Source organism: Virgibacillus sp. NKC19-16 (genome assembly GCF_021560035.1).
In the GTDB taxonomy this organism is placed as follows: Bacteria; Bacillota; Bacilli; order Bacillales; family Amphibacillaceae; genus Virgibacillus_L; species Virgibacillus_L salidurans.
In genome coordinates, this window is record NZ_CP074373.1 from 139,897 (window position 1) to 164,487 (window position 24,591).

31 protein-coding genes and 1 other annotated feature are annotated in these 24,591 nt (G+C 41.5%); all 31 genes read left to right on the top strand.

Translation table 11 applies throughout. The features are described 5' to 3' along the window. Positions 1-49: 49 nt before the first annotated feature. The 31 genes from rplA to rpmD all read left to right on the top strand — a co-directional run bounded on the left by rplA (position 50) and on the right by rpmD (position 24,577). A complete protein-coding gene (rplA, locus tag KFZ58_RS00755) occupies positions 50-742 on the top strand; it encodes a 50S ribosomal protein L1 (protein WP_235792988.1) in 693 nt (230 codons plus the stop codon). A gap of 46 nt (positions 743-788) precedes the next feature. After that, positions 789-937, top strand: a sequence feature (ribosomal protein L10 leader region). A 47-nt stretch (positions 938-984) separates the two neighbouring features. After that, positions 985-1,485, top strand: a complete 501-nt coding sequence (gene rplJ / locus KFZ58_RS00760; protein ID WP_235792989.1) for a 50S ribosomal protein L10 — start codon at positions 985-987, stop codon at positions 1,483-1,485. A 203-nt stretch (positions 1,486-1,688) separates the two neighbouring features. Next, the gene (gene rplL / locus KFZ58_RS00765) at positions 1,689-2,054 is read left to right on the top strand and encodes a 50S ribosomal protein L7/L12 (RefSeq protein WP_235792990.1); all 366 of its coding nucleotides are present in this window, start codon (positions 1,689-1,691) and stop codon (positions 2,052-2,054) included. Between the two features lie 105 nt (positions 2,055-2,159). Next, the gene (locus KFZ58_RS00770; protein WP_235792991.1) at positions 2,160-2,762 is read left to right on the top strand and encodes a class I SAM-dependent methyltransferase; all 603 of its coding nucleotides are present in this window, start codon (positions 2,160-2,162) and stop codon (positions 2,760-2,762) included. A gap of 336 nt (positions 2,763-3,098) precedes the next feature. Next, a complete protein-coding gene (gene rpoB / locus KFZ58_RS00775; RefSeq protein ID WP_235792992.1) occupies positions 3,099-6,635 on the top strand; it encodes a DNA-directed RNA polymerase subunit beta in 3,537 nt (1,178 codons plus the stop codon). 101 nt (positions 6,636-6,736) lie between these two features. Beyond that, entirely contained in the window at positions 6,737-10,345 is a 3,609-nt protein-coding gene (gene rpoC, locus KFZ58_RS00780) for a DNA-directed RNA polymerase subunit beta' (protein ID WP_235792993.1), read from the top strand. 205 nt (positions 10,346-10,550) lie between these two features. Next, entirely contained in the window at positions 10,551-10,811 is a 261-nt protein-coding gene (locus KFZ58_RS00785) for a ribosomal L7Ae/L30e/S12e/Gadd45 family protein (RefSeq protein ID WP_235792994.1), read from the top strand. A 125-nt stretch (positions 10,812-10,936) separates the two neighbouring features. Beyond that, a complete protein-coding gene (gene rpsL, locus KFZ58_RS00790; protein WP_235792995.1) occupies positions 10,937-11,356 on the top strand; it encodes a 30S ribosomal protein S12 in 420 nt (139 codons plus the stop codon). Between the two features lie 40 nt (positions 11,357-11,396). Continuing rightward, the gene (rpsG, locus tag KFZ58_RS00795; RefSeq protein WP_235792996.1) at positions 11,397-11,867 is read left to right on the top strand and encodes a 30S ribosomal protein S7; all 471 of its coding nucleotides are present in this window, start codon (positions 11,397-11,399) and stop codon (positions 11,865-11,867) included. A 41-nt stretch (positions 11,868-11,908) separates the two neighbouring features. Further along, positions 11,909-13,987 carry an elongation factor G gene (fusA, locus tag KFZ58_RS00800; RefSeq protein WP_235792997.1) on the top strand — a complete coding sequence of 693 codons (2,079 nt, stop codon included), beginning with the start codon at positions 11,909-11,911 and terminating at the stop codon, positions 13,985-13,987. A 129-nt stretch (positions 13,988-14,116) separates the two neighbouring features. After that, positions 14,117-15,307, top strand: coding sequence for an elongation factor Tu (gene tuf / locus KFZ58_RS00805; RefSeq protein WP_235792998.1), 1,191 nt, complete (start codon positions 14,117-14,119; stop codon positions 15,305-15,307). Between the two features lie 543 nt (positions 15,308-15,850). After that, positions 15,851-16,159, top strand: coding sequence for a 30S ribosomal protein S10 (gene rpsJ / locus KFZ58_RS00810; RefSeq protein ID WP_235792999.1), 309 nt, complete (start codon positions 15,851-15,853; stop codon positions 16,157-16,159). Between the two features lie 30 nt (positions 16,160-16,189). Next, positions 16,190-16,819 carry a 50S ribosomal protein L3 gene (gene rplC, locus KFZ58_RS00815; RefSeq protein WP_235793000.1) on the top strand — a complete coding sequence of 210 codons (630 nt, stop codon included), beginning with the start codon at positions 16,190-16,192 and terminating at the stop codon, positions 16,817-16,819. A 26-nt stretch (positions 16,820-16,845) separates the two neighbouring features. Beyond that, positions 16,846-17,469: a 50S ribosomal protein L4 gene (gene rplD / locus KFZ58_RS00820; protein ID WP_235793001.1), complete on the top strand. Its 624-nt coding sequence runs from the start codon at positions 16,846-16,848 to the stop codon at positions 17,467-17,469. Beyond that, positions 17,469-17,780, top strand: coding sequence for a 50S ribosomal protein L23 (gene rplW / locus KFZ58_RS00825; RefSeq protein WP_235793002.1), 312 nt, complete (start codon positions 17,469-17,471; stop codon positions 17,778-17,780). Before rplD ends, rplW begins: the two co-directional genes overlap by 1 nt. A gap of 31 nt (positions 17,781-17,811) precedes the next feature. Continuing rightward, positions 17,812-18,642 (top strand): 50S ribosomal protein L2, encoded by an 831-nt coding sequence (gene rplB, locus KFZ58_RS00830; RefSeq protein ID WP_235793003.1) that lies wholly within the window; start codon positions 17,812-17,814, stop codon positions 18,640-18,642. A gap of 59 nt (positions 18,643-18,701) precedes the next feature. Further along, on the top strand, positions 18,702-18,980 hold the full coding sequence (gene rpsS / locus KFZ58_RS00835; RefSeq protein ID WP_235793004.1) for a 30S ribosomal protein S19: 279 nt from the start codon (positions 18,702-18,704) through the stop codon (positions 18,978-18,980). 18 nt (positions 18,981-18,998) lie between these two features. Next, the gene (gene rplV / locus KFZ58_RS00840; RefSeq protein ID WP_235793005.1) at positions 18,999-19,340 is read left to right on the top strand and encodes a 50S ribosomal protein L22; all 342 of its coding nucleotides are present in this window, start codon (positions 18,999-19,001) and stop codon (positions 19,338-19,340) included. 3 nt (positions 19,341-19,343) lie between these two features. Further along, a complete protein-coding gene (gene rpsC, locus KFZ58_RS00845) occupies positions 19,344-19,988 on the top strand; it encodes a 30S ribosomal protein S3 (protein ID WP_235793006.1) in 645 nt (214 codons plus the stop codon). Positions 19,989-20,006: 18 nt separating this feature from the next. After that, complete coding sequence (gene rplP, locus KFZ58_RS00850) at positions 20,007-20,441, top strand: 50S ribosomal protein L16 (RefSeq protein ID WP_235793007.1); 435 nt, start codon at positions 20,007-20,009, stop codon at positions 20,439-20,441. Beyond that, entirely contained in the window at positions 20,431-20,631 is a 201-nt protein-coding gene (gene rpmC / locus KFZ58_RS00855; protein ID WP_222639491.1) for a 50S ribosomal protein L29, read from the top strand. Before rplP ends, rpmC begins: the two co-directional genes overlap by 11 nt. Positions 20,632-20,657: 26 nt before the next feature. Beyond that, a complete protein-coding gene (gene rpsQ / locus KFZ58_RS00860) occupies positions 20,658-20,921 on the top strand; it encodes a 30S ribosomal protein S17 (RefSeq protein ID WP_235793008.1) in 264 nt (87 codons plus the stop codon). 42 nt (positions 20,922-20,963) lie between these two features. After that, positions 20,964-21,332: a 50S ribosomal protein L14 gene (gene rplN, locus KFZ58_RS00865; RefSeq protein WP_235793009.1), complete on the top strand. Its 369-nt coding sequence runs from the start codon at positions 20,964-20,966 to the stop codon at positions 21,330-21,332. Between the two features lie 33 nt (positions 21,333-21,365). Then, a complete protein-coding gene (gene rplX, locus KFZ58_RS00870) occupies positions 21,366-21,677 on the top strand; it encodes a 50S ribosomal protein L24 (RefSeq protein WP_235793010.1) in 312 nt (103 codons plus the stop codon). 26 nt (positions 21,678-21,703) lie between these two features. Further along, a complete protein-coding gene (rplE, locus tag KFZ58_RS00875) occupies positions 21,704-22,243 on the top strand; it encodes a 50S ribosomal protein L5 (protein WP_235793011.1) in 540 nt (179 codons plus the stop codon). Between the two features lie 28 nt (positions 22,244-22,271). Further along, on the top strand, positions 22,272-22,457 hold the full coding sequence (locus KFZ58_RS00880; protein WP_019375521.1) for a type Z 30S ribosomal protein S14: 186 nt from the start codon (positions 22,272-22,274) through the stop codon (positions 22,455-22,457). 29 nt (positions 22,458-22,486) lie between these two features. Further along, on the top strand, positions 22,487-22,885 hold the full coding sequence (gene rpsH, locus KFZ58_RS00885; RefSeq protein WP_235793012.1) for a 30S ribosomal protein S8: 399 nt from the start codon (positions 22,487-22,489) through the stop codon (positions 22,883-22,885). 31 nt (positions 22,886-22,916) lie between these two features. Beyond that, positions 22,917-23,453 carry a 50S ribosomal protein L6 gene (gene rplF / locus KFZ58_RS00890; RefSeq protein ID WP_235793013.1) on the top strand — a complete coding sequence of 179 codons (537 nt, stop codon included), beginning with the start codon at positions 22,917-22,919 and terminating at the stop codon, positions 23,451-23,453. A 36-nt stretch (positions 23,454-23,489) separates the two neighbouring features. Beyond that, complete coding sequence (gene rplR, locus KFZ58_RS00895; RefSeq protein WP_235793014.1) at positions 23,490-23,852, top strand: 50S ribosomal protein L18; 363 nt, start codon at positions 23,490-23,492, stop codon at positions 23,850-23,852. Positions 23,853-23,875: 23 nt separating this feature from the next. Continuing rightward, positions 23,876-24,379 (top strand): 30S ribosomal protein S5, encoded by a 504-nt coding sequence (gene rpsE, locus KFZ58_RS00900; protein WP_235793015.1) that lies wholly within the window; start codon positions 23,876-23,878, stop codon positions 24,377-24,379. A 12-nt stretch (positions 24,380-24,391) separates the two neighbouring features. After that, positions 24,392-24,577, top strand: coding sequence for a 50S ribosomal protein L30 (gene rpmD, locus KFZ58_RS00905; RefSeq protein WP_235793016.1), 186 nt, complete (start codon positions 24,392-24,394; stop codon positions 24,575-24,577). Positions 24,578-24,591 lie beyond the last annotated feature (14 nt).

A 24,591-nucleotide genomic window follows, 5' to 3' on the forward strand; every position in this document is an offset into this window, starting at 1 on the left:
TATAAGTGGGAGGTATTACCGTTATAACCACAATAGAGGAGGAAACAAAATGGCTAAAAAAAGTAAAAAGTATCAAGAAGCATCAAAACTTGTTGATCGCTCTAAATCATATGAAGTAAGTGAAGCTGTTTCATTAGCGAAAGAGGCAGCCAAAGCAAACTTTGACGAAACAGTTGAAGCTGCATTTCGTTTAGGTGTGGATCCTAAAAAAGCAGACCAGCAAATTCGCGGTGCAACCGTTTTGCCACATGGTACTGGTAAAACGCAACGTGTACTGGTTTTCGCAAAAGGTGACAAAGCAAAAGAAGCAGAAGATGCGGGAGCAGATTATGTTGGAGAATCAGATTACATCGACCAGATTAACAAAGGATGGTTCGAATTTGATGTGATTGTTGCAACACCGGACATGATGGCTGAAGTTGGTAAACTTGGACGTGTACTCGGACCAAAAGGACTCATGCCAAACCCGAAAACCGGAACAGTTACATTTGAAGTTGAAAAAGCCGTTAATGATATTAAAGCTGGTAAAGTGGAATATCGTGTCGATAAATCTGCTAACATTCACGTTCCTATTGGAAAACTATCATTCGATAATGATAAATTAATCGAAAACTTTGCAGCTATTACGGACACACTTGTTAAAGTGAAACCGCAAAGCTCCAAAGGGACTTACCTGCGTAATGCTTCTATAGCTTCTACAATGGGACCTGGAATCAGAGTTGACGTTTCCAGTTATCGTTAATTAGCTGTTGACTTTTACCGAAATGTTAGTTATACTAAATTTCGTTATAAATGAATACGTTGTGCCGTAGACAGCAGGGGCAAAAATTGCTTAATATTCCTGCCGAGGTGTTTAGAACCAAGTGAGATAAATCTATGATTGATTGTCATTTGTTATAAGCCTTCATGTCTACATGGAGGCTTTTATTATGTGATAGACTCAGGTCGCACGCGGTATGATGAATGTTACTAGGAGGTGGAACAATGTCCAGTATTATCGAAAAGAAGAAACAGGTAGTAGATGAAATCACTGAAAAATTTCAAGCGAGCCAAACAGCAGTAATCGTTGACTACCGAGGCCTTGATGTTGCTGAAGTAACTGATTTACGTAAACAATTACGCGACGCTGGTATTGACTTTAAAGTTTATAAAAATACAATGACCCGCCGCGCAGTTGAAGCTGCAGATTTAACGGAACTAAACGAAACATTGGTTGGTCCAACTGCTGTTGCATTTAGTAATGATGATGTCGTAGCACCAGCAAGAATTATTAATGATTTTGCAAAAAAACATCAGGAACTTGAAATTAAAGGTGGCGTGATCGAAGGTAAAGTTGCTTCCCTTGATCAAATGCAAGAGCTTGCTACCCTGCCAAATTACGAAGGTATGGTTTCCATGTTGCTTAGTGTACTACAAGCACCTGTACGTAACTTTGCGTATGTTACAAAATCTGTTGCAGAGCAAAAAGAAGAGCAAGGCGCATAAACTTGCCCTTATAAATATGTGTTTAAAAAGAAGGATAAAAAGGACCGAGAAGTTCGAGGCGGCGTAGCTCCCGAGTACCGGAACGTATGCAATTAATACGTGAGGAACGGAAAAGCAAGCATTCGTGAGAAATTCGATGTGTCATTTTTACCGGACTTTTTGAACATCCTTATAAATCAAAACCAAAATTAGGAGGAAATATCATGTCTAAGGAACAAATCATTGAAGAAATTAAAGAAATGTCCGTACTAGACTTAAACGATCTAGTAAAAGCAATTGAAGAAGAATTTGGTGTAACAGCTGCAGCACCTGTTGCAGCAGGAGGCGGAGCTGCTGAAGGCGAAGCTGCTGAAGAACAAACTGAATTTGATGTAGTACTTGAAAGTGCTGGAGACTCCAAAATCAAAGTTGTTAAAGCAGTTCGTGAAATCACAGGTCTTGGTCTTAAAGACGCAAAAGACGTGGTTGATAATGCACCAAAAGCCGTTAAAGAAGGCGTAACAAAAGAAGAAGCAGAAGAAGTTAAAGGCCAACTTGAAGAAGTAGGCGCATCTGTAGAAGTTAAGTAATTTTTACTGACAATATTAGAGGAAGCTCGTCGTTTAACGACGGGCTTTCTGTATCTGATCAATGAACAAAAATCTTCTCCATTCTATTAAAGGATGTGACCTCAGTTGGCTGAGCATTACTATTCACAACAACCTCAATCCAAAAGTTCACCCAAGACTTGGAATTATCAATTACGAACAAGATTATATACATTCACTAGTGATGTCGGTGTTTTTTCTAAAAATGAAGTGGATTTTGGTTCTAGACTGTTAATAGAGCAATTCCGTGAACCTGCTATTTTGGGAGATTTTTTAGACCTTGGCTGTGGTTACGGGCCTATTGGTATTGTCCTTGCAGATCATTTCCCTGATCGGAATGTAATGCTATCGGATATTAACGAAAGGGCCATAACCCTAACAAGAAAAAATGCAGCACTTAATCGTATCGATAATGTCGAATGCATACAAAGTGATCAGTTTTCCAATTTAGTCAGTCGTTCATTTGCTGCGATTGTAATGAATCCGCCAATACGGGCCGGGAAAAAAGTTGTTCATCAATTATTTGAGGGAGCCAAGGCTGCACTGCATGATAATGGAGAGTTGTGGGTCGTTATTCAAAAGAAACAGGGCGCTCCTTCGGCAAAGTCAAAATTAGAAGATCTATTTGGGAGTGTAGAAATAGTTGCTAGAGACAAAGGTTATTTTATCCTGCGAGCTGTTAATGTTTGACCAAGTAATGCTCTTATGATACTATAGGTAAATGTTAATATTGGATTTCTTTGTCAAGAGGAATTTTTATAAAAAGTGAAACGTATATTTCCCCGGTGATCGGAGACACTGGTAAAATCGAGAAATATAACGGATGAGGTTTTACAGTAAAATCTTTATTTCACTAAGATAAGAATATAACAATTAACTCCGCATTGCAAGTTTGTTCAGCTCATTTTTAACAGTTGAACGTATGGGTAGATCTGAAAAACAAAGCTGAATAATCGTATTTTCAGTGTGTTTTTCTTTCATATATAAACATTTTAAGAAAAATGCTTGATTTAAGGGGTGAAGCTGTTGACAGGTCAACTAGTTCAGTATGGACGGCACCGCCAGCGCAGGAGCTATGCGCGTATCAGTGAGGTATTAGAGCTGCCAAATCTAATTGAAATCCAAACCGCTTCGTATCAATGGTTTCTAGAAGAGGGTTTGAGGGAAATGTTTAAAGACATTTCACCTATTGAGGATTTTACAGGGAACTTATCATTGGAATTTGTGGATTATACATTAGAAGAACCAAAATACCCTGTAGATGAATCCAAGGAAAGGGATGTCACGTATAATGCTCCACTTCGCGTGAAGGTTCGTTTAATCAATAACGAAACCGGCGAAGTAAAAGAGCAGGAAGTTTTTATGGGAGATTTCCCGCTTATGACAGATACAGGGACGTTTGTTATCAATGGAGCTGAGCGTGTTATCGTCTCACAGCTCGTGCGTTCACCTAGTGTCTATTATAATGAAAAATATGATAAAAATGGAAAAAGAGGTATCACCGCAACTGTTATTCCTAACCGTGGTGCATGGTTGGAATTTGAAACAGATGCAAAAGATGTAGCTTATGTTCGGATTGACCGTACACGTAAATTGCCGATTACGGTGCTTATGCGTGCACTTGGATTTGGCTCAGATCAGGAAATCATTGATCTTATAGGTGAGAATGAATACCTGAAAAACACGCTCGAAAAAGATAACACAGAAACTACTGATAAAGCGCTGCTGGAAATCTATGAACGCCTCCGTCCTGGAGAGCCACCTACAGTAGATAATGCGAAAAGCTTATTAGTTTCTCGCTTTTTTGATCCAAAACGTTACGACCTTGCACATGTCGGGCGTTATAAAATGAATAAAAAGTTAGACATAAAAAATCGCCTGTTTAACCAAGTACTGGCTGAAACCATTGTCGATCATGAGACAGGGGAAGTTTTAGCACAAAAAGGTGATAAACTGGAGCGTAAATTATTAGATAAAATTATACCATATTTGGAAAGTGAAGAGGAAAAACTGGGAGAGAAAATTCTTGAGCCTAGCGAAGGGGTCATTGAAGACCAGATCCCGCTTCAATCCATTAAAATTGTAGATCCTACTGACCCTAGCGGGGAGCGGGAGCTTAATGTTATTGGAAATGCAGATGTGGATGATTCTATTAAAAATATAACACCAGCTGATATTGTATCAGCAGTAAGCTATTTCTTTAATCTCCTGCACCGGGTTGGAGGTACAGATGATATTGACCATTTAGGTAATCGTCGCCTACGCTCCGTTGGTGAATTATTACAAAATCAATTTCGTATTGGATTATCCCGTATGGAACGTGTGGTTCGCGAGCGAATGTCTATTCAAGACACTTCCAGCATCACACCACAGCAGTTGATTAATATTCGACCTGTGATTGCTTCCATTAAAGAGTTCTTCGGTAGCTCGCAGTTATCACAGTTTATGGACCAGACCAACCCGTTAGCAGAACTTACGCATAAACGCCGTTTGTCTGCCCTTGGACCTGGTGGCCTGACCCGTGAGCGTGCAGGCTTTGAAGTTCGTGATGTTCACTACTCCCACTATGGGCGTATGTGTCCAATTGAAACACCTGAGGGTCCGAATATCGGTTTAATAAACTCCTTGTCAAGCTATGCAAAAGTAAACCAATTTGGCTTTATTGAAACACCATATCGCCGAGTTGATCCGGAAACGAATAAAGTAACAGCGAAAATTGATTATTTGACTGCAGATGAAGAAGATAATTATATTGTTGCACAGGCAAATGCGGTGTTAAACGATGATGGAAGCTTTGCAGATGATGAAGTTATTGCCCGTTTCCGTGGTGAAAACACCGTAGTTCCACAAAGTCAGCTTGATTACATGGATGTTTCACCAAAGCAGGTTGTATCAGCTGCAACGGCATGTATTCCATTTCTGGAAAACGATGACTCCAACCGTGCATTGATGGGTGCGAATATGCAACGTCAGGCAGTACCATTAATGGATCCAAAGGCTCCAATTGTTGGTACCGGTATGGAATATGTTGACGGGAAAGATTCCGGTGCTGCGATAATTTGCCGCAACGATGGGATTGTAGAACGTGTTGAGGCGAAGGAAATTCACGTCCGCCGTATTTCCGAAGTTGATGGAAAAGAAGTGGAAGGCGATTTAGAAAAATATAGTCTACAAAAATATATTCGCTCAAACCAGGGAACAAGTTATAACCAGCGACCAATCGTAAGTCAGGGCGATCGAGTTACAAAAGGCGAAATCCTCGCTGACGGTCCTTCCATGGAAGTTGGAGAGCTAGCATTAGGCCGTAACGTGCTTGTAGGCTTTATGACATGGGAAGGTTACAACTATGAGGATGCCATCATTATGAGTGAAAGACTCGTTAAAGATGATGATTTCACATCCATTCATATTGAAGAATACGAATCGGAGGCCCGTGATACAAAACTGGGACCTGAAGAAATAACCAGAGATATTCCAAACGTCGGGGAAGATGCACTGAAGAACCTGAACGAAGAAGGGATTATCCGGGTTGGTGCTGAAGTAACAGATGGAGATATTTTAGTTGGTAAAGTAACGCCAAAAGGGGTTACAGAATTATCCTCTGAAGAACGTCTGCTTCATGCCATCTTTGGAGAGAAAGCCCGAGAGGTCCGCGACACATCCCTAAAAGTGCCAAATGGATCCGGGGGAATTGTGCTCGACGTTAGAATCTTCAACCGTGAGGATGGCGATGAGTTATCGCCCGGTGTTAATAAGTTGGTTCGTGTGTACATTGTACAGAAACGTAAGATATCCGAAGGGGATAAAATGGCAGGACGTCACGGGAATAAAGGGGTAATTTCAAAACTATTACCAGAAGAAGATATGCCATTCATGCCAGATGGCACCCCAGTCGATGTTATGCTTAATCCGTTAGGTGTCCCATCACGTATGAATATCGGACAGGTATTTGAAATGCATCTTGGAATGGCTGCTAGAAACCTTGGCATTCATGTAGCTACGCCAGTATTTGATGGTGCGAATGAGCAGGATGTATATGAAACCATGCAAGAAGCAGGTATGTCACCAGATGCGAAAACCATACTTTATGACGGCAGAACCGGTGAACCATTTGATAACCGCATATCTGTTGGTGTTATGTATATGATTAAACTATCACACATGGTTGATGATAAATTACACGCACGTTCCACAGGCCCTTATTCACTGGTTACGCAACAACCACTTGGTGGTAAGGCGCAATTTGGTGGACAGCGTTTTGGTGAGATGGAAGTTTGGGCACTTGAAGCATATGGCGCTGCATACACACTTCAGGAAATACTAACCGTTAAATCAGATGATGTTGTCGGTCGTGTGAAAACATATGAATCGATTGTTAAAGGTGATAATGTAGCTGATCCGGGAATACCGGAATCATTCAAAGTACTCATTAAAGAACTTCAAAGCCTTGGAATGGATGTCAAAATGCTCTCAGCAGATGAAGAGGAAATTGACATGCGTGAATTGGAAGAAGAAGAAACACAGGCAGCAAGCAAGCTTAATTTGGAAGTCGGAGAAAATTAAAAAGCGGGTGGGTGTTGGTTCGGATAACGAGTCAACTCCCAGCTTTATCAAGGCAACGCAGGCTGATGATAAAATCGGACACTGAAAGGGAGGTAGGCCCCTTGCTAGATGTAAATAACTTTGAGTATATGAAGATCGGTTTAGCTTCATCAGAGAAGATTCGCTCGTGGTCATACGGCGAGGTGAAAAAACCAGAAACGATTAATTATCGGACGTTGAAACCGGAAAAAGACGGTTTGTTTTGTGAACGAATTTTCGGTCCGCAAAAAGACTGGGAATGTCATTGCGGAAAGTATAAACGTGTACGATACAAAGGTGTTGTCTGTGATCGTTGTGGTGTTGAAGTGACGAAATCAAAAGTTCGTCGTGAACGTATGGGACACCTCGAATTAGCTGCCCCTGTATCACATATTTGGTATTTTAAAGGTATCCCAAGTCGTATGGGACTTGTATTAGACATGTCACCAAGGGCTTTGGAAGAGGTTATCTATTTTGCCGCATATATTGTTACAGACGCCGGAGATACACCTTTAGAGAAAAAACAACTATTATCTGAGAAAGAATATCGCTCCTATTATGATAAATATGGTAAATCATTTAAAGCGCAAATGGGTGCCGAAGCAATCCGTAAACTTCTGCAGGATATCGATCTTGAAAAGGAAGTTGAGGCTTTAAGAGAAGAACTAAAAACAGCGCACGGTCAACGTAGGACGCGTGCCATTAAACGGTTGGAAGTAATCGAGTCATTTCGTCATTCAGGAAACGATACATCTTGGATGGTATTAGACGTCTTGCCTGTTATCCCACCGGAAATACGCCCGATGGTACAACTTGATGGAGGACGTTTTGCTACATCCGATCTAAACGATTTATATCGCCGTGTTATTAATCGTAATAATCGCTTGAAGCGTTTATTGGATCTTGGGGCACCAAGTATTATCGTTCAAAATGAAAAACGTATGCTTCAGGAAGCGGTGGATGCCTTAATTGATAATGGTCGCCGTGGCCGTCCGGTTACAGGTCCTGGGAACAGACCGCTAAAATCCCTGTCTCATATGCTAAAAGGGAAACAAGGCCGTTTCCGTCAAAACTTACTAGGGAAACGTGTTGACTACTCCGGACGTTCGGTTATCGTAGTTGGTCCGAGTTTGAAGATGTATCAAGTAGGTCTGCCTAGAGAGATGGCACTGGAACTGTTTAAACCTTTCGTTATGAGAGAGCTAGTATCAAAAGGAATCGCCCATAATATTAAATCAGCAAAACGCAAAGTGGAACGTGTGCATCCGGATGTATGGGACGTCTTGGAGGATGTAATCAAGGAGCACCCTGTACTGCTTAACCGTGCACCAACATTGCACCGTTTAGGTATTCAGGCATTTGAACCTATATTAGTTGAAGGGCGTGCGATTCGCTTGCACCCACTTGTGTGTACTGCATACAATGCCGACTTTGATGGTGACCAAATGGCAGTCCATGTTCCTCTGTCAGCAGAAGCGCAGGCAGAAGCGCGTGTGTTAATGCTTGCAGCACAAAATATATTGAATCCAAAAGATGGTAAGCCTGTTGTTACGCCATCACAGGATATGGTTTTAGGAAACTATTACTTGACGATGGAACGGGAAAATGCGGTTGGAGAAGGAAGCGTCTTTAAAGACCTTAACGAAGCATTGCTTTCTTATCAAAATGGTTATGTACACTTGCATACCCGGATTGCCGTTGAAGCTGCCAGTGTAAACAATAAATTTACGGAGAGTCAGCATGATCAATTGCTGCTGACAACTGTAGGTAAACTTATCTTTAATGAAATTTTACCTGAATCGTTCCCGTATATTAATGAGCCAACACAAAGCAATTTGGAAATTGAAACACCTGGGAAGTACTTTGTGGACAGCGGAACAAACATTCAAGAAGAAATTAAAAATCGCGATATTATCGACCCATTTAAAAAAGGTATATTGGGGGATATTATTGCAGAAGTGTTTAAACGATTCAAAATCAGTGAGACATCTAAAATGCTTGACCGTATGAAAGACCTTGGTTTCTACTATTCCACCAAGGCTGGTATGACTGTGGGTATATCAGACATTGTTGTGTTATCTGAAAAAGGGGAAATCCTTGATAATGCACAATCTAAAGTGGATAATGTTTCAAAACAATTCCGTCGCGGGTTAATTACGGATGAAGAACGTTACGATCGAGTGATTGCGGTATGGTCACAGGCGAAAGATACAATTCAAAACAAATTAATGTATTCATTAAGTAATAGAAACCCTATTTTCATGATGAGTGATTCAGGTGCAAGGGGTAATGCATCGAACTTCACACAGCTTGCAGGTATGCGTGGCTTAATGGCCAACCCTGCTGGTGAGATCATTGAACTGCCAATTAAATCCAGCTTCCGTGAAGGGTTGACTGTTCTTGAATACTTTATCTCGACACACGGTGCACGTAAAGGGCTAGCGGATACAGCACTTAAAACAGCTGACTCCGGCTATTTAACAAGACGCCTCGTAGACGTAGCACAAGATGTTATTGTTCGCGAAGCAGAATGTGGAACAGACCGTGGTTTGACAGTATCAACCCTGTCGGATGGAGCCGAGCTTATCGAACCATTATACGATCGATTAGTAGGTCGTACGCTTTTCCAAACCGTCAAGCATCCTGAAACAGGAGACGTTATTGTAGAAAAAGAAGAAGTAATGAACGAAGACCAGGCAAAACAGATTGTCGATGCCGGTGTTGAGCATGTAACGATACGATCTGCATTTACATGTAATACAAAACATGGCGTCTGCCAAAGATGTTATGGACGAAATCTTGCAACTGGTGACGAGGTAGAAGTTGGAGAAGCAGTGGGTATTATTGCTGCACAATCTATCGGTGAGCCTGGTACACAGTTAACAATGCGTACGTTCCACACAGGCGGAGTTGCCGGAGACGATATAACACAAGGTCTTCCACGTATCCAGGAACTGTTTGAGGCACGTAATCCTAAAGGGCAAGCCGTTATCACTGAAGTTCATGGTACGATAGAAGAAATTAAAGAAGTGAAAGATAAACAGGAAATTATTGTTCAGGGTGATGTAGAACAACGTGCGTATCCAGTGCCGTATAATGCTCGTATGAAGGTTTCTGTCGGTGATGAGGTAGAGGCAGGTGCCCCACTTACGGAAGGTTCTATTGATCCAAAAGATCTCCTGCGTATACAAGGCGTAGAAGGCGTTCAGGACTATCTACTACGTGAAGTACAGCGTGTATATCGTATGCAAGGTGTTGAAATTGGCGACAAACACGTTGAAGTAATGGTACGCCAAATGCTGCGTAAAATCCGTGTGATTGAATCCGGAGATACGACAGAACTTCCGGGCGCATTACTGGAATTACACCAGTTTAGGGATGCGAACCATACAGTTCTAAACGAAGGCCAGCAACCCGCAACCGGTAAGCCTGTCTTGCTTGGAATTACGAAAGCATCTCTGGAAACAGATTCGTTCTTATCTGCAGCTTCTTTCCAAGAAACAACCAGAGTGCTTACAGATGCGGCAATTAAAGGTAAACGGGATGAACTGTTAGGCCTTAAAGAGAATGTTATTATCGGTAAACTTGTTCCAGCCGGTACAGGGATTAATCGATACCGTAATGTAAGGCCATCTACGGACGAAGTTGAAGAAGATGTAGAAGAAGTCGAAGAATCTGAGACAGTGCAATAGGGCTAAGGGTATAAGGGTCACCTGCCCCCACTGCATTTAGTTGGTGATAAAAAGTTCGGAAGCACCGAAAAAATTGGTATTTTATATTGACTTTAAAATTCGTGAATGATAGAATACTCAAGGTGCTTCCGATTTTACCTGCTATAAAAAGAAGAAAAAGGCTTAGGCTGGATTTTAGCTTTCTAATTACTTTGGAGGATAGAAAATGTCTTATGAAAAAGTGATGCAACTCAGATCACGGGTAATTATCGGAACAAAGCAAACACTGAAATCCATGCGTAATGGCGAAGTAAGTGAAGTGTTTGTTGCTGATGATGCTGATCAGCAAATAACCAGACAGGTAGAACGTTTAGCTATGGAGCTAGATATACCATGTGAACGCGTAGATTCGATGAAAAAACTGGGAGCTGCTTGTGGCATAGAAGTTGGAGCATCCGCATTAGCGATAAAACGATCATTGTTTTGACAGGGGATTCTGTGAAAGCTTTGTTTTTGCTTTAAGATGAACCACCTGGATATGTGGACTTACAAAACCTTTGCATCAAGGGTGATCTAAAGTTTTCATTTTTATAATAGAAGGGAGGATACAACATGCCTACAATAAACCAACTAGTACGCAAAGGTCGCGTAAACAAACCTAAAAAATATGACTCTCCAGCACTTAATAGAGGGTATAACAGCTTTAAAAAGAGACCTACTAACCAAAATTCACCGCAAAAACGTGGTGTGTGCACACGTGTTGGTACATTGACACCGAAGAAACCGAACTCTGCACTTCGTAAATATGCACGTGTTCGTTTGTCAAACACGATGGAAGTAACTGCATATATTCCTGGAATCGGGCACAACCTGCAAGAACACAGTGTTGTGTTGTTAAGAGGCGGTCGTGTTAAAGACTTACCTGGTGTTCGTTACCACATCGTTCGTGGTGCACTTGACACTGCTGGCGTAGATGGTCGCCGGCAAGGACGTTCTAAATACGGTACCAAAAAACCGAAGAAAAAAGCATAAAGTAATATTATAGATAAAGATTAAGAAAGGAGGATGTCATATGCCACGTAAGGGACCAGTACCTAAGCGAGATGTTTTACCGGATCCACTTTATAATTCTAAATTGGTGACACGTTTGATCAACCAAATCATGGTTGACGGTAAACGAGGTATAGCACAGAAAATTCTTTATAATGCATTTACCATTATCGGCGAACGTAGTGGACAAAACGCGATGGACGTCTTTGAACAGGCAATGAAAAATGTCATGCCAGTTCTTGAGGTTCGTGCGCGTCGTGTCGGCGGTTCGAACTATCAAGTACCAATGGAGGTTCGCCCAGAAAGACGCCAGGCATTAGGCCTGCGTTATATTGTTAACTACTCCCGCCTACGCGGAGAAAAAACAATGGAAGAACGCCTAGCTAATGAAATCTTAGATGCTTCCAATAATACAGGCTCTTCTGTTAAAAGACGTGAAGAAATGCATAAGATGGCTGAAGCAAACAAAGCCTTTGCACATTATCGCTGGTAAGAAACCTAAAAAAAGTTATTTAAGAGGAAGGAGAAGAATACATGGCTAGAGATTTCTCCTTGGAAAAGACGCGCAATATTGGGATTATGGCTCATATTGATGCAGGTAAAACCACTACTACAGAGCGTATTCTTTTCTATACAGGACGTATTCATAAAATTGGTGAAACACATGAAGGTGCATCACAGATGGACTGGATGAGTCAAGAGCAGGAGCGCGGAATTACAATAACATCCGCAGCAACAACTGCCGAGTGGAAGAATCACCGTATCAACATTATCGACACACCTGGACACGTGGATTTCACAGTAGAGGTGGAACGTTCCTTGCGTGTGCTGGATGGGGCAGTAACTGTTCTTGACGCACAATCAGGTGTAGAACCACAGACGGAAACTGTATGGCGCCAAGCGACAAATTATGGTGTACCAAGAATTGTATTCATTAACAAAATGGATAAAATAGGCGCAGATTTCTTATACTCAACCAGTACACTAAAAGAACGCTTGGGAGCTAATGCTCATCCTGTTCAGTTACCAATAGGGGCTGAAGATAATTTTGAAGGAATTATCGACCTTATTAGCATGCAAGCCTACTACTATCCAGATGATTTAGGCACACGTGCTGATTCTCGAGAAATTCCGGAAGATTATAAGGATAAAGCTGAAGAACTCAGAGCAAGCCTTGTAGAGGCAGTAGCTGAACTTGACGAAGATCTGATGATGAAGTATTTGGAAGGAGAAGAATTCTCCGAAGAAGAACTAAAGGCAGCCATTCGCCAAGCAACGCTAAATGTTGAATTTTATCCGGTATTTGGAGGCTCAGCATTTAAGAACAAAGGTGTACAATTAGTGCTTGATGGTGTTATTGACTATCTTCCTGCACCAACGGATGTACCTCCAATTGAAGGTATTGTTCCGGAGACAGAAGAAGAAACATCACGTCCATCAGATGATGATGCACCATTCTCTGGTTTAGCCTTTAAAGTAATGTCAGACCCGTATGTCGGGAAATTAACATTCTTCCGGGCTTACTCCGGTACTGTAGATTCCGGTTCCTATGTAAGAAACTCGGTAAAAGGAAAACGTGAACGTGTAGGACGTCTCCTGCAAATGCATGCGAATTCCCGTGAAGAGGTTAAAACGGTTTACAGTGGTGAGATTGCTGCTGCAGTAGGATTTAAAGATACATCAACAGGGGATACAATCTGTGATGAGAAAAATCTTGTTATCCTGGAATCAATGGATTTCCCAGAACCAGTTATCTCTGTTGCTATTGAACCAAAAACAAAAGCAGACATGGATAAAATGGGCATTGCTTTAGCTAAGCTAGCTGAAGAGGATCCAACTTTCAGAACAGAATCAGACGTTGAAACAGGTCAAACCATTATCTCTGGTATGGGTGAACTTCACCTTGATATCATCGTTGACCGTTTGAAACGTGAATTCAAAGTTGAAGCAAATGTCGGTGCGCCGCAAGTTGCATATCGTGAAACATTCCGCGGTTCCGCAGAGGTTGAAGGTAAATATGTACGTCAATCCGGTGGACGTGGACAATACGGTCATGTTTGGGTTAAATTCGAACCAAACGAAGAAGGAGCCGGATTCGAATTCACTAACAAAATTGTTGGTGGAACGGTTCCACGTGAGTATATTGGGTCCGTTGAACAAGGAATTGTTGAAGCAACAGAAAGTGGCGTTCTAGCCGGCTATCCATTGATTGATTTGAAGGCAACCCTATATGATGGAAGTTATCATGATGTCGACTCCAATGAGATGGCATTTAAAATAGCGGGATCCATGGCATTAAAAGCGGCAAAAAGTAAATGTAAGCCAGTCTTACTTGAGCCGATGATGAGAGTGGAAGTCGTGATACCAGAGGAATACATGGGCGACATCATGGGTGATGTAACGTCACGTCGTGGTCGTGTGGAAGGTATGGAACAACGCGGCACAGCACAACTTGTAAAAGGATTTGTGCCACTGTCTGAAATGTTTGGTTATGCAACTGCATTGCGTTCAAACACACAAGGGCGTGGAACATATACCATGACATTTGACCATTATGAAGAAACACCGAAAAGCATCACAGAAGAAATTATTAAGAAAAACACAGGCGAATAATTGATTTTTGCTTAAAATTATCGTATAACTTTTAGTGAAGCCCGAGAAATAATTTTGGTTTTTGCTTCAATTATTTCCCGGCTGAACTATACAAATAAAAATTGCTATTTATTTAAAGGAGGAACTATAATGGGTAAAGAAAAATTCGATCGCTCAAAAGCTCACGTTAATATTGGGACAATTGGCCACGTAGACCACGGTAAAACTACATTGACTGCTGCTATTTCAGCAGTAATGCATCAGAAATCCGGGAAAGGTTCTGCAATGGACTATGATCAGATTGACAGAGCGCCTGAGGAAAAAGAACGCGGGATTACGATTAATACATCTCACGTAGAATATGAAACAGATGCACGTCACTATGCACACATTGACGCTCCAGGTCACGCTGACTATGTTAAAAACATGATCACTGGTGCTGCACAAATGGACGGTGCTATTCTGGTAGTATCTGCTGCTGATGGTCCGATGCCACAAACACGTGAACACATTCTCTTGTCTCGTAATGTTGGGGTACCTTCGATTGTTGTATTCCTAAACAAAACAGACATGGTTGATGATGAAGAACTACTAGAACTAGTAGAAATGGAAGTACGTGATCTATTGACAGAATACGATTTCCCTGGTGACGATACACCAGTCGTAAAAGGTTCTGCACTTAAAGCGCTGGAAGGCGAGGAAGATTACGTAGAAAAAATCGTTGAGCTAATGAATGCTGTAGACGAGTATATCCCGACCCCTGAGCGTGATAATGATAAACCATTCATGATGCCTATTGAGGACGTATTCTCAATCACTGGCCGTGGAACAGTTGCAACAGGACGTGTTGAACGTGGAGAAATTAAAGTTGGGCAAGAAGTTGAGCTTATCGGTCTTAACGAAGCTCCAAGAAAAACTACAGTAACTGGTGTTGAAATGTTCCGTAAGCTTCTTGACTATGCTGAAGCTGGTGATAATATTGGCGCGCTACTTCGTGGTATCTCACGTGACGATATTAGCCGTGGTCAGGTATTAGCTAAGCCTGGTACTATTACACCACATACGAAATTCAAAGCAGAAGTGTATGTTCTATCTAAAGAAGAAGGTGGACGTCATACAGCATTCTTTGCTAACTATCGCCCACAGTTCTACTTCCGTACAACGGACGTAACAGGAGTTATCCAACTTCCTGAAGGAGTAGAAATGGTAATGCCTGGTGATAACGTGGAGATGGAAGTAGAATTGATCTCCCAAATCGCGATTGAAGACGGAACTCGTTTCTCCATTCGTGAAGGTGGACGTACCGTTGGATCCGGTGTTGTAACATCAATCCAAGAATAATAATAGCAGGTAACAGGCAGCGCGTTTCACGCTGCCTGTTTTCTTTCTGGATTTGTAAAGGCTGTTTTTTTCTACAAGGAGGCTCACCAACCGTCCGCGGAAAACGAAGTGTGTTTCCGTAGCGGTCAATGAAGAGCTACTATCATTGATTTTACGTTGTCTTTTCTATCAATTGCGAAATTTTAATGCAAACAATACTTACGAAAAGAGCCTTTGCAAATGAAAAAGATCATTTTCTGCTGGTCTTTGGTTCGGTAAGTTTTTATTCCATAGACACGTTCCACAATTTTTTATAAAAAATTCACGCTACCCCTTGCATTCATTGGATGAAGTGCGTATAATACATAGTTGTGCGATCACATCATTGATTCGACATGAATGGATTGTATTGGCCAGCATTATTCTATATAATGCAAATGTTGGTCTTTAAAGGCGATGAAGTGGAAGGTTGTTGGCACGCCCGGCCCCATTGCCATGGCGGAGTGCTCGAGGAATTTCCACGGAGTATGTCTATTATGATATGGGCGAAAAGGAGGGAAAATAATGGCAAAAGAGAAGATTCGTATCCGTTTAAAAGCGTATGATCACCGTATATTAGATCAATCCGGTGAAAAAATTGTAGATACTGCGAAGCGTTCCGGAGCAAAAGTTTCAGGACCGATCCCATTACCTACAGAAAGATCCATTTATACGGTGTTACGTGCGGTGCATAAGTACAAAGATGCACGTGAACAATTCGAAATGCGTACACATAAACGCTTAATCGACATTGTTGATCCAACACCACAGACAGTTGACTCGCTTATGCGTCTTGATTTACCATCTGGTGTGGACATTGAAATTAAATTATAAAATGAATGTATTATATAGGAGGTGTGACGGATGACGAAAGGAATCTTAGGTCGTAAAATCGGCATGACTCAGCTATTTTCTGAAACTGGAGAGTTAACACCTGTAACGGTTATTCAGGCTGAGCCTAATGTAGTTCTACAAAAAAGAACACAAGAAAATGATGGTTATGAGGCATTGCAACTCGGTTTTGCTGATGAAAAGGAATCACGTACGAATAAAGCGGAAAAAGGTCATGCTGAAAAAGCGGGCACTAACCCTAAGCGCTACGTTCGTGAAATCCGTAACGCAGAACTTGACGAATATGAAGTTGGTCAAGAAATCAGCGTTGAAGTTTTTCAAGCGGGAGATAAAATCGATGTAACTGGTACATCTAAGGGGAAAGGTTTCCAAGGGGCAATCAAACGCCACAATCAACAACGTGGACCAACAACCCACGGATCTCATTTTCATAGATCTCCAGGTGCGTTAGGTGTTATCGATCCAATGCGTGTATTTAAAGGGAGACCACTGCCAGGACAAATGGGTGGCGATCAAGTTACGATCCAAAACCTCGATGTTGTTAGTGTAGATGCTGAGCGCAATCTATTATTAATCAAAGGAAATGTTCCTGGTGCGAAGAAATCATTTGTGAAAGTTACAAGTTCAGTAAAGGCTAACTAATCACATATACGAAAGGAGGATAAGTCATGCCTAAAGTAACATTATTAAAACAAGATGGTTCACAAGCCGGAGATGTGGAATTAAATGATTCCGTATTTGGCATTGAACCAAATGCACATGTATTACATGAAGCAGTAGTAATGCAACGCGCATCATTGCGCCAAGGCACACATGCTGTTAAAAACCGTTCAGACGTTCGCGGCGGCGGTGCTAAACCATGGCGCCAGAAAGGGACCGGGCGCGCACGCCAAGGTTCAACTCGCTCACCACAATGGGTAGGCGGTGGCGTTGTCTTTGGACCTACACCACGTAGCTATAGCTATAAACTGCCAAAAAAAGTTCGTCGCCTAGCACTTAAATCTGCACTATCTTCTAAAGTGAAAGAGGGAAATCTAGTTGTTTTGGAAGGTATTGCTATGGATGTTCCTAAGACAAAAGAAGTTGTGAAAATGCTTGAAGCACTTCAGGTAGAGTCAAAAGCATTAATCGTAACGGCTGATAAAGACGAAACAGTAAATCGTTCAGCAAATAATCTACAAAGCGTTAACGTATTAACAGTAGATGAAATAAATGTACTGGACTTGCTTTCGCATGACAAGCTGATCGTAACGAAGGATGCAGCTGAAAAAGCAGGGGAGGTGCTTGTATAATGAAAGATTCACGAGATGTTCTTAAGAGCCCTGTTATTACAGAGAATACTTCAGATTTAATGGAAGAGAAGAAATACACCTTCGAAGTAGATCCAAAAGCAAATAAAACAGAGATAAAAGCTGCTGTTGAATTAGTTTTTGGTGTTAAAGTCGAAAAAGTAAACACAATGAATCTTAAAGGTAAATTCAAGCGATTTGGTATTTATCCAATGAGAAGAATGCCGAGTGACGGTGGTTACCGTTCAGACCGTAAAAAAGCTATCGTTCAGCTTTCAGAAGACAGTAAAGACCTAGACTTCTATGAAGGCTAAATAAGACAGTTAGTGAAGGAGGGAAAACAAGATGGCAATTAAAAAATTCAGACCAACATCAAATGCCAGACGAAATATGTCTACATCTGATTTTGCTGAGATCACAACAGATACTCCGGAGAAATCCTTGCTAAGCCCGGTATACAAACGCGGCGGACGTAATAATCAAGGGAAATTAACAGTGCGCCATCAAGGTGGCGGTCATAAGCGTCAATATCGCATGATTGATTTTAAACGCAATAAAGATGGTATACCAGGACGCGTTGCTACAGTTGAATATGATCCAAACCGTTCTGCAAATATCGCATTAATCAATTATGTTGATGGAGAAAAACGCTATATTCTAGCTCCAAAAGGAATTAAAGTAGGACAAAAAATTGAGGCTGGAGAAAATGCGGATATCAAAACAGGTAACGCACTTCCGCTTGCAAATATCCCAGTAGGTACTATCATTCATAATATTGAGTTAAAACCTGGTCGTGGCGGACAACTTGCGCGTTCAGCAGGTGCAGAAGCACAAATCCTTGGACGTGAAGATAAGTACACATTAGTTCGCTTGAGCTCAGGAGAAGTTCGCTTGGTGCTGTCAACATGTCGTGGGACAATTGGCCAAGTTGGTAATATTGAGCATGAATTGATTCGTATCGGTAAAGCAGGTCGCCAACGCTGGAAAGGCATTCGCCCAACAGTACGTGGGTCTGTAATGAACCCGAATGATCACCCACACGGTGGTGGTGAGGGACGTGCGCCAATTGGACTGGATTCACCAGTATCACCTTGGGGGAAACCTACTATTGGTTACAAGACTCGTAAGCGTAATAAGCCGACAGATAAATATATCGTTCGTAAACGTAAGAAATAAACCAAAATAATGGAGAAGGCGACTAACCGCCTCTCAATTTGAAAAAAGGAGGTTTATCCATGGGTCGTAGTCTAAAAAAAGGACCTTTTGCAGATGATCATCTAATGGCAAAAGTGGAGAAAGCAAATGAATCAGACAAGAAGCAAGTAATAAAAACATGGTCTCGTCGTTCAACTATTTTCCCTACTTTTGTTGGTCACACTTTTGGTGTATATGACGGACGTAAACATGTACCTATTTATGTGACAGAAGATATGGTCGGACATAAATTAGGAGAATTCGCGCCAACCCGGACATTCAAAGGACATTCCGGTGATGATAAGAAAACAAGACGATAATGAGAGGAGGCACTCAAGATGCAAGCTAAAGCTAGTGCGAAACAAGTTCGTATTGCTCCTCGTAAAGTACGTTTAGTCGTTGATCTAATTCGAGGAAAAGACGTAGGTGAAGCAGTTGCAATATTGCGCCATACACAGCGCGGTGCTTCTCCAGTCGTAGAGAAAGTATTGAATTCTGCAATCGCAAATGCAGAGCATAACTACGAAATGGAACCAGATAATTTAGTGATATCTGAAGCATATGTCAATGAAGGTGTCACATTGAAACGTTTCCGCCCACGTGCACAGGGACGTGCAAGTAAAATTAATAAACGCACAAGCCACGTTACAGTGGTTGTTTCAGAAAAGAAGGAGGGATAGTTAGTGGGTCAAAAAGTAAATCCAACCGGTCTTCGTATTGGCGTCATTAAAGACTGGCAGTCAAAATGGTATGCTGGCAGAGACTATGCAGACTTACTGCATGAAGATATTAAAATCAGAGAATATCTTGAAAACCGTCTAAGTACAGCTGCTGTTTCTTCTATTGAAATCGAACGTGCAGCAAACCGTGTAAACATCACCATTCATACTGGAAAGCCAGGTATGGTAATTGGTAAAGGCGGTTCAGAAGTAGAAGCATTACGTAAATCATTAAATAGCTTGACTGGCAAGCGTGTTCACATTAATATTGTTGAAATCAAGAAAGTTGATCTTGATGCAAAATTAGTTGCTGACAACATCGCCCGTCAATTGGAAAACCGTGTCTCATTCCGTCGTGCACAGAAGCAAACCCTTCAACGTGCAATGCGCGGTGGAGCTAAAGGAATTAGAACACAAGTATCCGGACGTCTAGGCGGCGCAGATATCGCCCGTGCGGAAGATTATAGTGAAGGAACCGTGCCACTACACACATTACGTGCCGATATTGACTTTGGTACAGCAGAAGCTGATACTACTTATGGTAAATTAGGAGTTAAAGTGTGGATCTATCGTGGAGAAGTCCTTCCAACTAAAACAGACAACAAATAGGAAGGGGGCTCATAACTTATGTTAATGCCTAAACGTGTGAAATATCGTAAACAACATCGTGGTAAAATGGGAGGCCGAGCAAAAGGCGGAACAACCGTATCTTTTGGTGAGTATGGCCTGCAAGCAACCGAGGCTTCATGGATCTCAAGTCGACAAATTGAGGCTGCCCGTATTGCAATGACTCGTTACATGAAACGTGGCGGTAAAGTATGGATCAAAGTTTTCCCTGACAAACCATACACTGCAAAGCCCCTTGAGGTACGCATGGGTTCCGGTAAAGGTGCTCCAGAAGGATGGGTAGCAGTAGTAAAACCAGGAAAAATATTGTTTGAAATCGCAGGTGTAGAAGAAGAGGTTGCACGCGAAGCCCTACGTCTTGCTGCACATAAACTGCCGATTAAAACGAAATTTGTAAGTAGAGCAGAAATTGGTGGTGATAGCAATGAAGGCTAATGAAATTAGAGAACTGACCACTGCTGAAATTGAACAAAAAGTTACTTCATTGAAAGAAGAACTATTTAATTTACGCTTCCAACTTGCAACAGGACAATTGGAAAACACGGCACGTCTTCGTGAAGTGAGAAAGTCAATTGCCCGTATGAAAACTGTTGCTCGTCAACGTGAATTAAACGTAAATAACTGATAACCCGAGAGGAGGTTAACCTCAAAATGTCTGAACGTAATAATCGTAAGGTATATACAGGTCGTGTAGTGTCAGATAAAATGGATAAAACAATCACCGTAGTTGTTGAAACATACAAGTTTCACCCACTATACGGGAAACGTGTCCGCTATTCTACAAAATTCAAAACACATGATGAAAACAACCAAGCAAAAACCGGCGATATTGTCCGTATTATGGAAACCCGTCCACTATCAGCAACGAAACGCTTTCGTCTAGTTGAAGTTGTGGAAGAAGCGGTAGTTCTATAAGTAAAGTTTGCTCGGTAGGTATCCGAAGGGAGGTCAAGCGATATGATTCAACAGGAAACTCGTTTAAAAGTTGCAGATAACTCTGGCGCCCGTGAAGTATTAACCATCAAAGTATTGGGTGGATCAGGACGAAAAACGGCTAATATTGGTGATGTTGTGGTTTGCGCGGTGAAACAAGCAACACCAGGCGGCGTTGTCAAAAAAGGTGAAGTTGTCAGAGCTGTTATTGTACGATCTAAATCTGGTGCACGCCGTAAAGATGGATCATATATTAGTTTTGATGAAAACGCAGCGGTAATTGTCCGCGATGATAAAAGTCCAAGAGGAACTCGTATTTTCGGACCAGTCGCACGTGAATTGCGCGATGCTAAATTCATGAAAATAGTATCTCTAGCTCCAGAAGTTTTATAGTAATGAATAGTCTTGTCAAGGAGGTGCTAAGCCATGCATGTAAAAAAAGGTGATAAAGTAAAAGTGCTTTCCGGTAAAGACGCGGGTAAAGAAGGTACGATTTTAGAGGCATATCCAACGAAGAAACGTGTTCTTGTAGAAGGTGTTAATATGGTCAAAAAACACGCAAAACTTTCGCAGGATAACCCGCAAGGTGGAATTCTTGATCTTGAGGCAGCAATACATGTTTCCAATGTAATGCCAATTGATCCAAAATCCGGTGAGCCAACTCGTGTTGGATATGAAGTACGTGATGGAAAGAAAGTCCGCATCGCCAAAAAATCCGGTGAAGCAATAGATAATTAATTTTCGGGCGAAAGGAGGGCGACATGATGAATGGACTAAAACAACAATATAAAGATGATGTATTACCATCATTGATGAATAAATTTAATTATGAATCGGTTATGGAAGTGCCTGCAATTGAAAAAATAGTAATCAACATGGGTGTTGGTGATGCAGTTCAAAATTCAAAAGCACTCGATAGTGTTGTTGAAGAACTTGCATTAATTTCCGGTCAAAAGCCTGTAGTTACTCGTGCAAAGAAATCAATCGCTGGTTTTCGCCTTCGTGAAGGAATGCCAATCGGGGCTAAAGTAACACTTCGCGGTGCGCGTATGTACGAATTTCTTCAAAAGCTTATTGGTGTATCACTTCCACGTGTACGTGATTTCCGTGGTATTTCGAAAAAAGCTTTCGATGGTCGCGGTAACTACACATTAGGTGTTAAAGAACAGCTGATTTTCCCGGAAATCAACTATGATAAAGTAAACAAAGTGCGTGGTATGGATATTGTTATTGTAACAACTTCTAATACTGACGAAGAAGCGCGTGAACTTTTAGGTCAGCTAGGCATGCCTTTCCAAAAATAAGCCAACGAGCTAAAAAGGAGGGAAAATTGTGGCTAAAAAATCAATGATTGCGAAACAAAAACGTCCGCAAAAATATCAAGTGCGTGAATATACACGCTGTGAACGTTGTGGTCGTCCGCATTCTGTAATTCGTAAATTTAAACTTTGCCGTATTTGCTTCCGTGAACTTGCCTATAAAGGTCAAATTCCTGGTGTTAAAAAAGCAAGCTGGTAAACCCCGATTCGGGAAGGAGGTAATTAGTAATGGTCATGACAGATCCAATCGCAGATATGCTAACTCGTATTCGTAATGCTAACATGGTAAAACATGAGAAATTAGAGCTTCCAGCTTCCACTATCAAGAAAGATATCGCTGATATCCTCAAACGTGAAGGTTTTGTCTCCGATTATGAATTCATTGAGGACAATAAACAGGGTATTTTGCGTATTTTCCTTAAGTATGGCGTGGAGGAGCAACAAGTAATTACAGGTATCAAACGTATTAGTAAGCCAGGATTGCGTGTTTATGCAAAAGCTGCCGAAGTACCTCGTGTACTTAACGGTTTAGGTATAGCAATCGTTTCAACATCAAAAGGTGTCTTGTCTGATAAAGAGGCGCGTTCTCAAGCTGTTGGTGGCGAAGTTCTAGCATATGTTTGGTAATTAACATTTTAACCCCAAGGAGGTGCATGGAATGTCTCGTATAGGACTTAAGCCAATTGAAATTCCAGAGGGTGTAGAGGTTACATTTAATGACAATACGGTCACTGTTAAAGGACCTAAAGGTGAATTAACTAGGGAACTACACCAGGATATGAAAATTAATACAGAAGATAATATAATTACAATTGAGCGCCCAAGCGATCATAAAGATCATCGTGCATTGCACGGAACAACTCGCAGTTTGATCAGTAATATGATTGAAGGTGTTCATAAAGGCTTTGAAAAATCCCTTGAAATTAACGGTGTTGGATATCGCGCACTGAAACAGGGAGATAAAATAGTGATTAACGCGGGTTATTCACACCCGGTGGAACTCGAACAGCGTGACGGTATCGAAATCGATGTACCCTCGAACGCACAAGTAATTGTTAAAGGTATTGATAAGGAGTTAGTAGGTGCAGTTGCTGCAAACATTAGAGCAATTAGACCTCCGGAGCCTTATAAAGGGAAGGGTATTCGCTACGCAAACGAATATCTGCGTCGTAAAGAAGGTAAAACTGCGAAGTAAGTACGATTCGTTAGGGAGCAGAAAGGAGTGACCTAGATGATCACAAAACCTGACAAGAATGTTACACGTAAGAGAAGACATGCACGTGTTCGTGATAAAGTTGTTGGAACCGAAGCTCGTCCTCGCTTAAACGTGTACCGTTCAAACAAACACATCTATGTACAATTAATCGATGATAAACGTGGAAATACAGTAGCAAGTGCTTCTACAAAGGATAATGAATTCAACGCAGAGGCTCATGCTAATGTAGAATCAGCAAAACAAGTTGGAGAAATGATCGCTAAACGCGCCCAGGATAAAGGGTACAAATCAGTCGTATTTGACCGTGGAGGCTATCTTTATCACGGACGTGTGCAGGCATTGGCAGATGCTGCCCGCGAGGCAGGACTTGAATTTTAATCGATAAAGGAGGGAACCCTTACATGAAAACTACCATCGATCCGAACAATCTAGATCTTGAAGAACGAGTTGTTGCGATCAACCGTGTTGCAAAAGTAGTAAAAGGTGGACGTAATTTCCGCTTTGCTGCATTAGTAGTAGTTGGAGACAAAAATGGCCATGTAGGTTTTGGTACAGGTAAAGCACTGGAAGTACCGGAAGCAATTAAAAAAGCTGTTGATGACGCGAAGAAAAACTTAATCAGCGTACCAATCGTTGGAACTACCATTCCACATCAGATTCATGGACAATTTGGCTCTGGCAACGTATTAATGAAGCCAGCAACAGAGGGTACAGGAGTTATCTCCGGCGGCCCGGTTCGTGCGATTTTGGAACTTGCAGGTGTTGGTGATATTGTAACGAAATCACTAGGCTCCAATACACCAATTAATATGATTCGCGCAACATTAACTGGCTTAACAAACTTAAAAACAGCAGAAGAAGTAGCAAAATTACGTGGAAAGTCTGTAGAAGAACTGTTAGGATAAGGAGGGAAGCAAATGTCTAACAAATTAGAAATCACCCTCACACGCAGTGTTATTGGTGGAAAAGAAAAACAGCGTAAAACTGTTCAAGCATTAGGACTAAAGAAAATTCGTCAATCCGTTGTTCATGAAGATACTCCAGCCATCCGTGGTATGGTTGATCAAGTAGCTCATCTTCTAACGGTAAAAGAAGTACAATAAATAAGCGTAAAAGG

What these genes read in the sequence shown, in the direction of transcription:
- rplA (WP_235792988.1), top strand. Translation starts at nt 50, where the DNA reads ATGGCTAAAAAAAGTAAAAAGTATCAAGAAGCATCAAAACTTGTTGAT.
- rplJ (WP_235792989.1), top strand. Translation starts at nt 985, where the DNA reads ATGTCCAGTATTATCGAAAAGAAGAAACAGGTAGTAGATGAAATCACT.
- rplL (WP_235792990.1), top strand. Translation starts at nt 1,689, where the DNA reads ATGTCTAAGGAACAAATCATTGAAGAAATTAAAGAAATGTCCGTACTA.
- KFZ58_RS00785 (WP_235792994.1), top strand. Translation starts at nt 10,551, where the DNA reads ATGTCTTATGAAAAAGTGATGCAACTCAGATCACGGGTAATTATCGGA.
- rpsL (WP_235792995.1), top strand. Translation starts at nt 10,937, where the DNA reads ATGCCTACAATAAACCAACTAGTACGCAAAGGTCGCGTAAACAAACCT.
- rpsG (WP_235792996.1), top strand. Translation starts at nt 11,397, where the DNA reads ATGCCACGTAAGGGACCAGTACCTAAGCGAGATGTTTTACCGGATCCA.
- fusA (WP_235792997.1), top strand. Translation starts at nt 11,909, where the DNA reads ATGGCTAGAGATTTCTCCTTGGAAAAGACGCGCAATATTGGGATTATG.
- tuf (WP_235792998.1), top strand. Translation starts at nt 14,117, where the DNA reads ATGGGTAAAGAAAAATTCGATCGCTCAAAAGCTCACGTTAATATTGGG.
- rpsJ (WP_235792999.1), top strand. Translation starts at nt 15,851, where the DNA reads ATGGCAAAAGAGAAGATTCGTATCCGTTTAAAAGCGTATGATCACCGT.
- rplC (WP_235793000.1), top strand. Translation starts at nt 16,190, where the DNA reads ATGACGAAAGGAATCTTAGGTCGTAAAATCGGCATGACTCAGCTATTT.
- rplD (WP_235793001.1), top strand. Translation starts at nt 16,846, where the DNA reads ATGCCTAAAGTAACATTATTAAAACAAGATGGTTCACAAGCCGGAGAT.
- rplW (WP_235793002.1), top strand. Translation starts at nt 17,469, where the DNA reads ATGAAAGATTCACGAGATGTTCTTAAGAGCCCTGTTATTACAGAGAAT.
- rplB (WP_235793003.1), top strand. Translation starts at nt 17,812, where the DNA reads ATGGCAATTAAAAAATTCAGACCAACATCAAATGCCAGACGAAATATG.
- rpsS (WP_235793004.1), top strand. Translation starts at nt 18,702, where the DNA reads ATGGGTCGTAGTCTAAAAAAAGGACCTTTTGCAGATGATCATCTAATG.
- rplV (WP_235793005.1), top strand. Translation starts at nt 18,999, where the DNA reads ATGCAAGCTAAAGCTAGTGCGAAACAAGTTCGTATTGCTCCTCGTAAA.
- rplP (WP_235793007.1), top strand. Translation starts at nt 20,007, where the DNA reads ATGTTAATGCCTAAACGTGTGAAATATCGTAAACAACATCGTGGTAAA.
- rpmC (WP_222639491.1), top strand. Translation starts at nt 20,431, where the DNA reads ATGAAGGCTAATGAAATTAGAGAACTGACCACTGCTGAAATTGAACAA.
- rpsQ (WP_235793008.1), top strand. Translation starts at nt 20,658, where the DNA reads ATGTCTGAACGTAATAATCGTAAGGTATATACAGGTCGTGTAGTGTCA.
- rplN (WP_235793009.1), top strand. Translation starts at nt 20,964, where the DNA reads ATGATTCAACAGGAAACTCGTTTAAAAGTTGCAGATAACTCTGGCGCC.
- rplX (WP_235793010.1), top strand. Translation starts at nt 21,366, where the DNA reads ATGCATGTAAAAAAAGGTGATAAAGTAAAAGTGCTTTCCGGTAAAGAC.
- rplE (WP_235793011.1), top strand. Translation starts at nt 21,704, where the DNA reads ATGAATGGACTAAAACAACAATATAAAGATGATGTATTACCATCATTG.
- rpsH (WP_235793012.1), top strand. Translation starts at nt 22,487, where the DNA reads ATGGTCATGACAGATCCAATCGCAGATATGCTAACTCGTATTCGTAAT.
- rplF (WP_235793013.1), top strand. Translation starts at nt 22,917, where the DNA reads ATGTCTCGTATAGGACTTAAGCCAATTGAAATTCCAGAGGGTGTAGAG.
- rplR (WP_235793014.1), top strand. Translation starts at nt 23,490, where the DNA reads ATGATCACAAAACCTGACAAGAATGTTACACGTAAGAGAAGACATGCA.
- rpsE (WP_235793015.1), top strand. Translation starts at nt 23,876, where the DNA reads ATGAAAACTACCATCGATCCGAACAATCTAGATCTTGAAGAACGAGTT.
- rpmD (WP_235793016.1), top strand. Translation starts at nt 24,392, where the DNA reads ATGTCTAACAAATTAGAAATCACCCTCACACGCAGTGTTATTGGTGGA.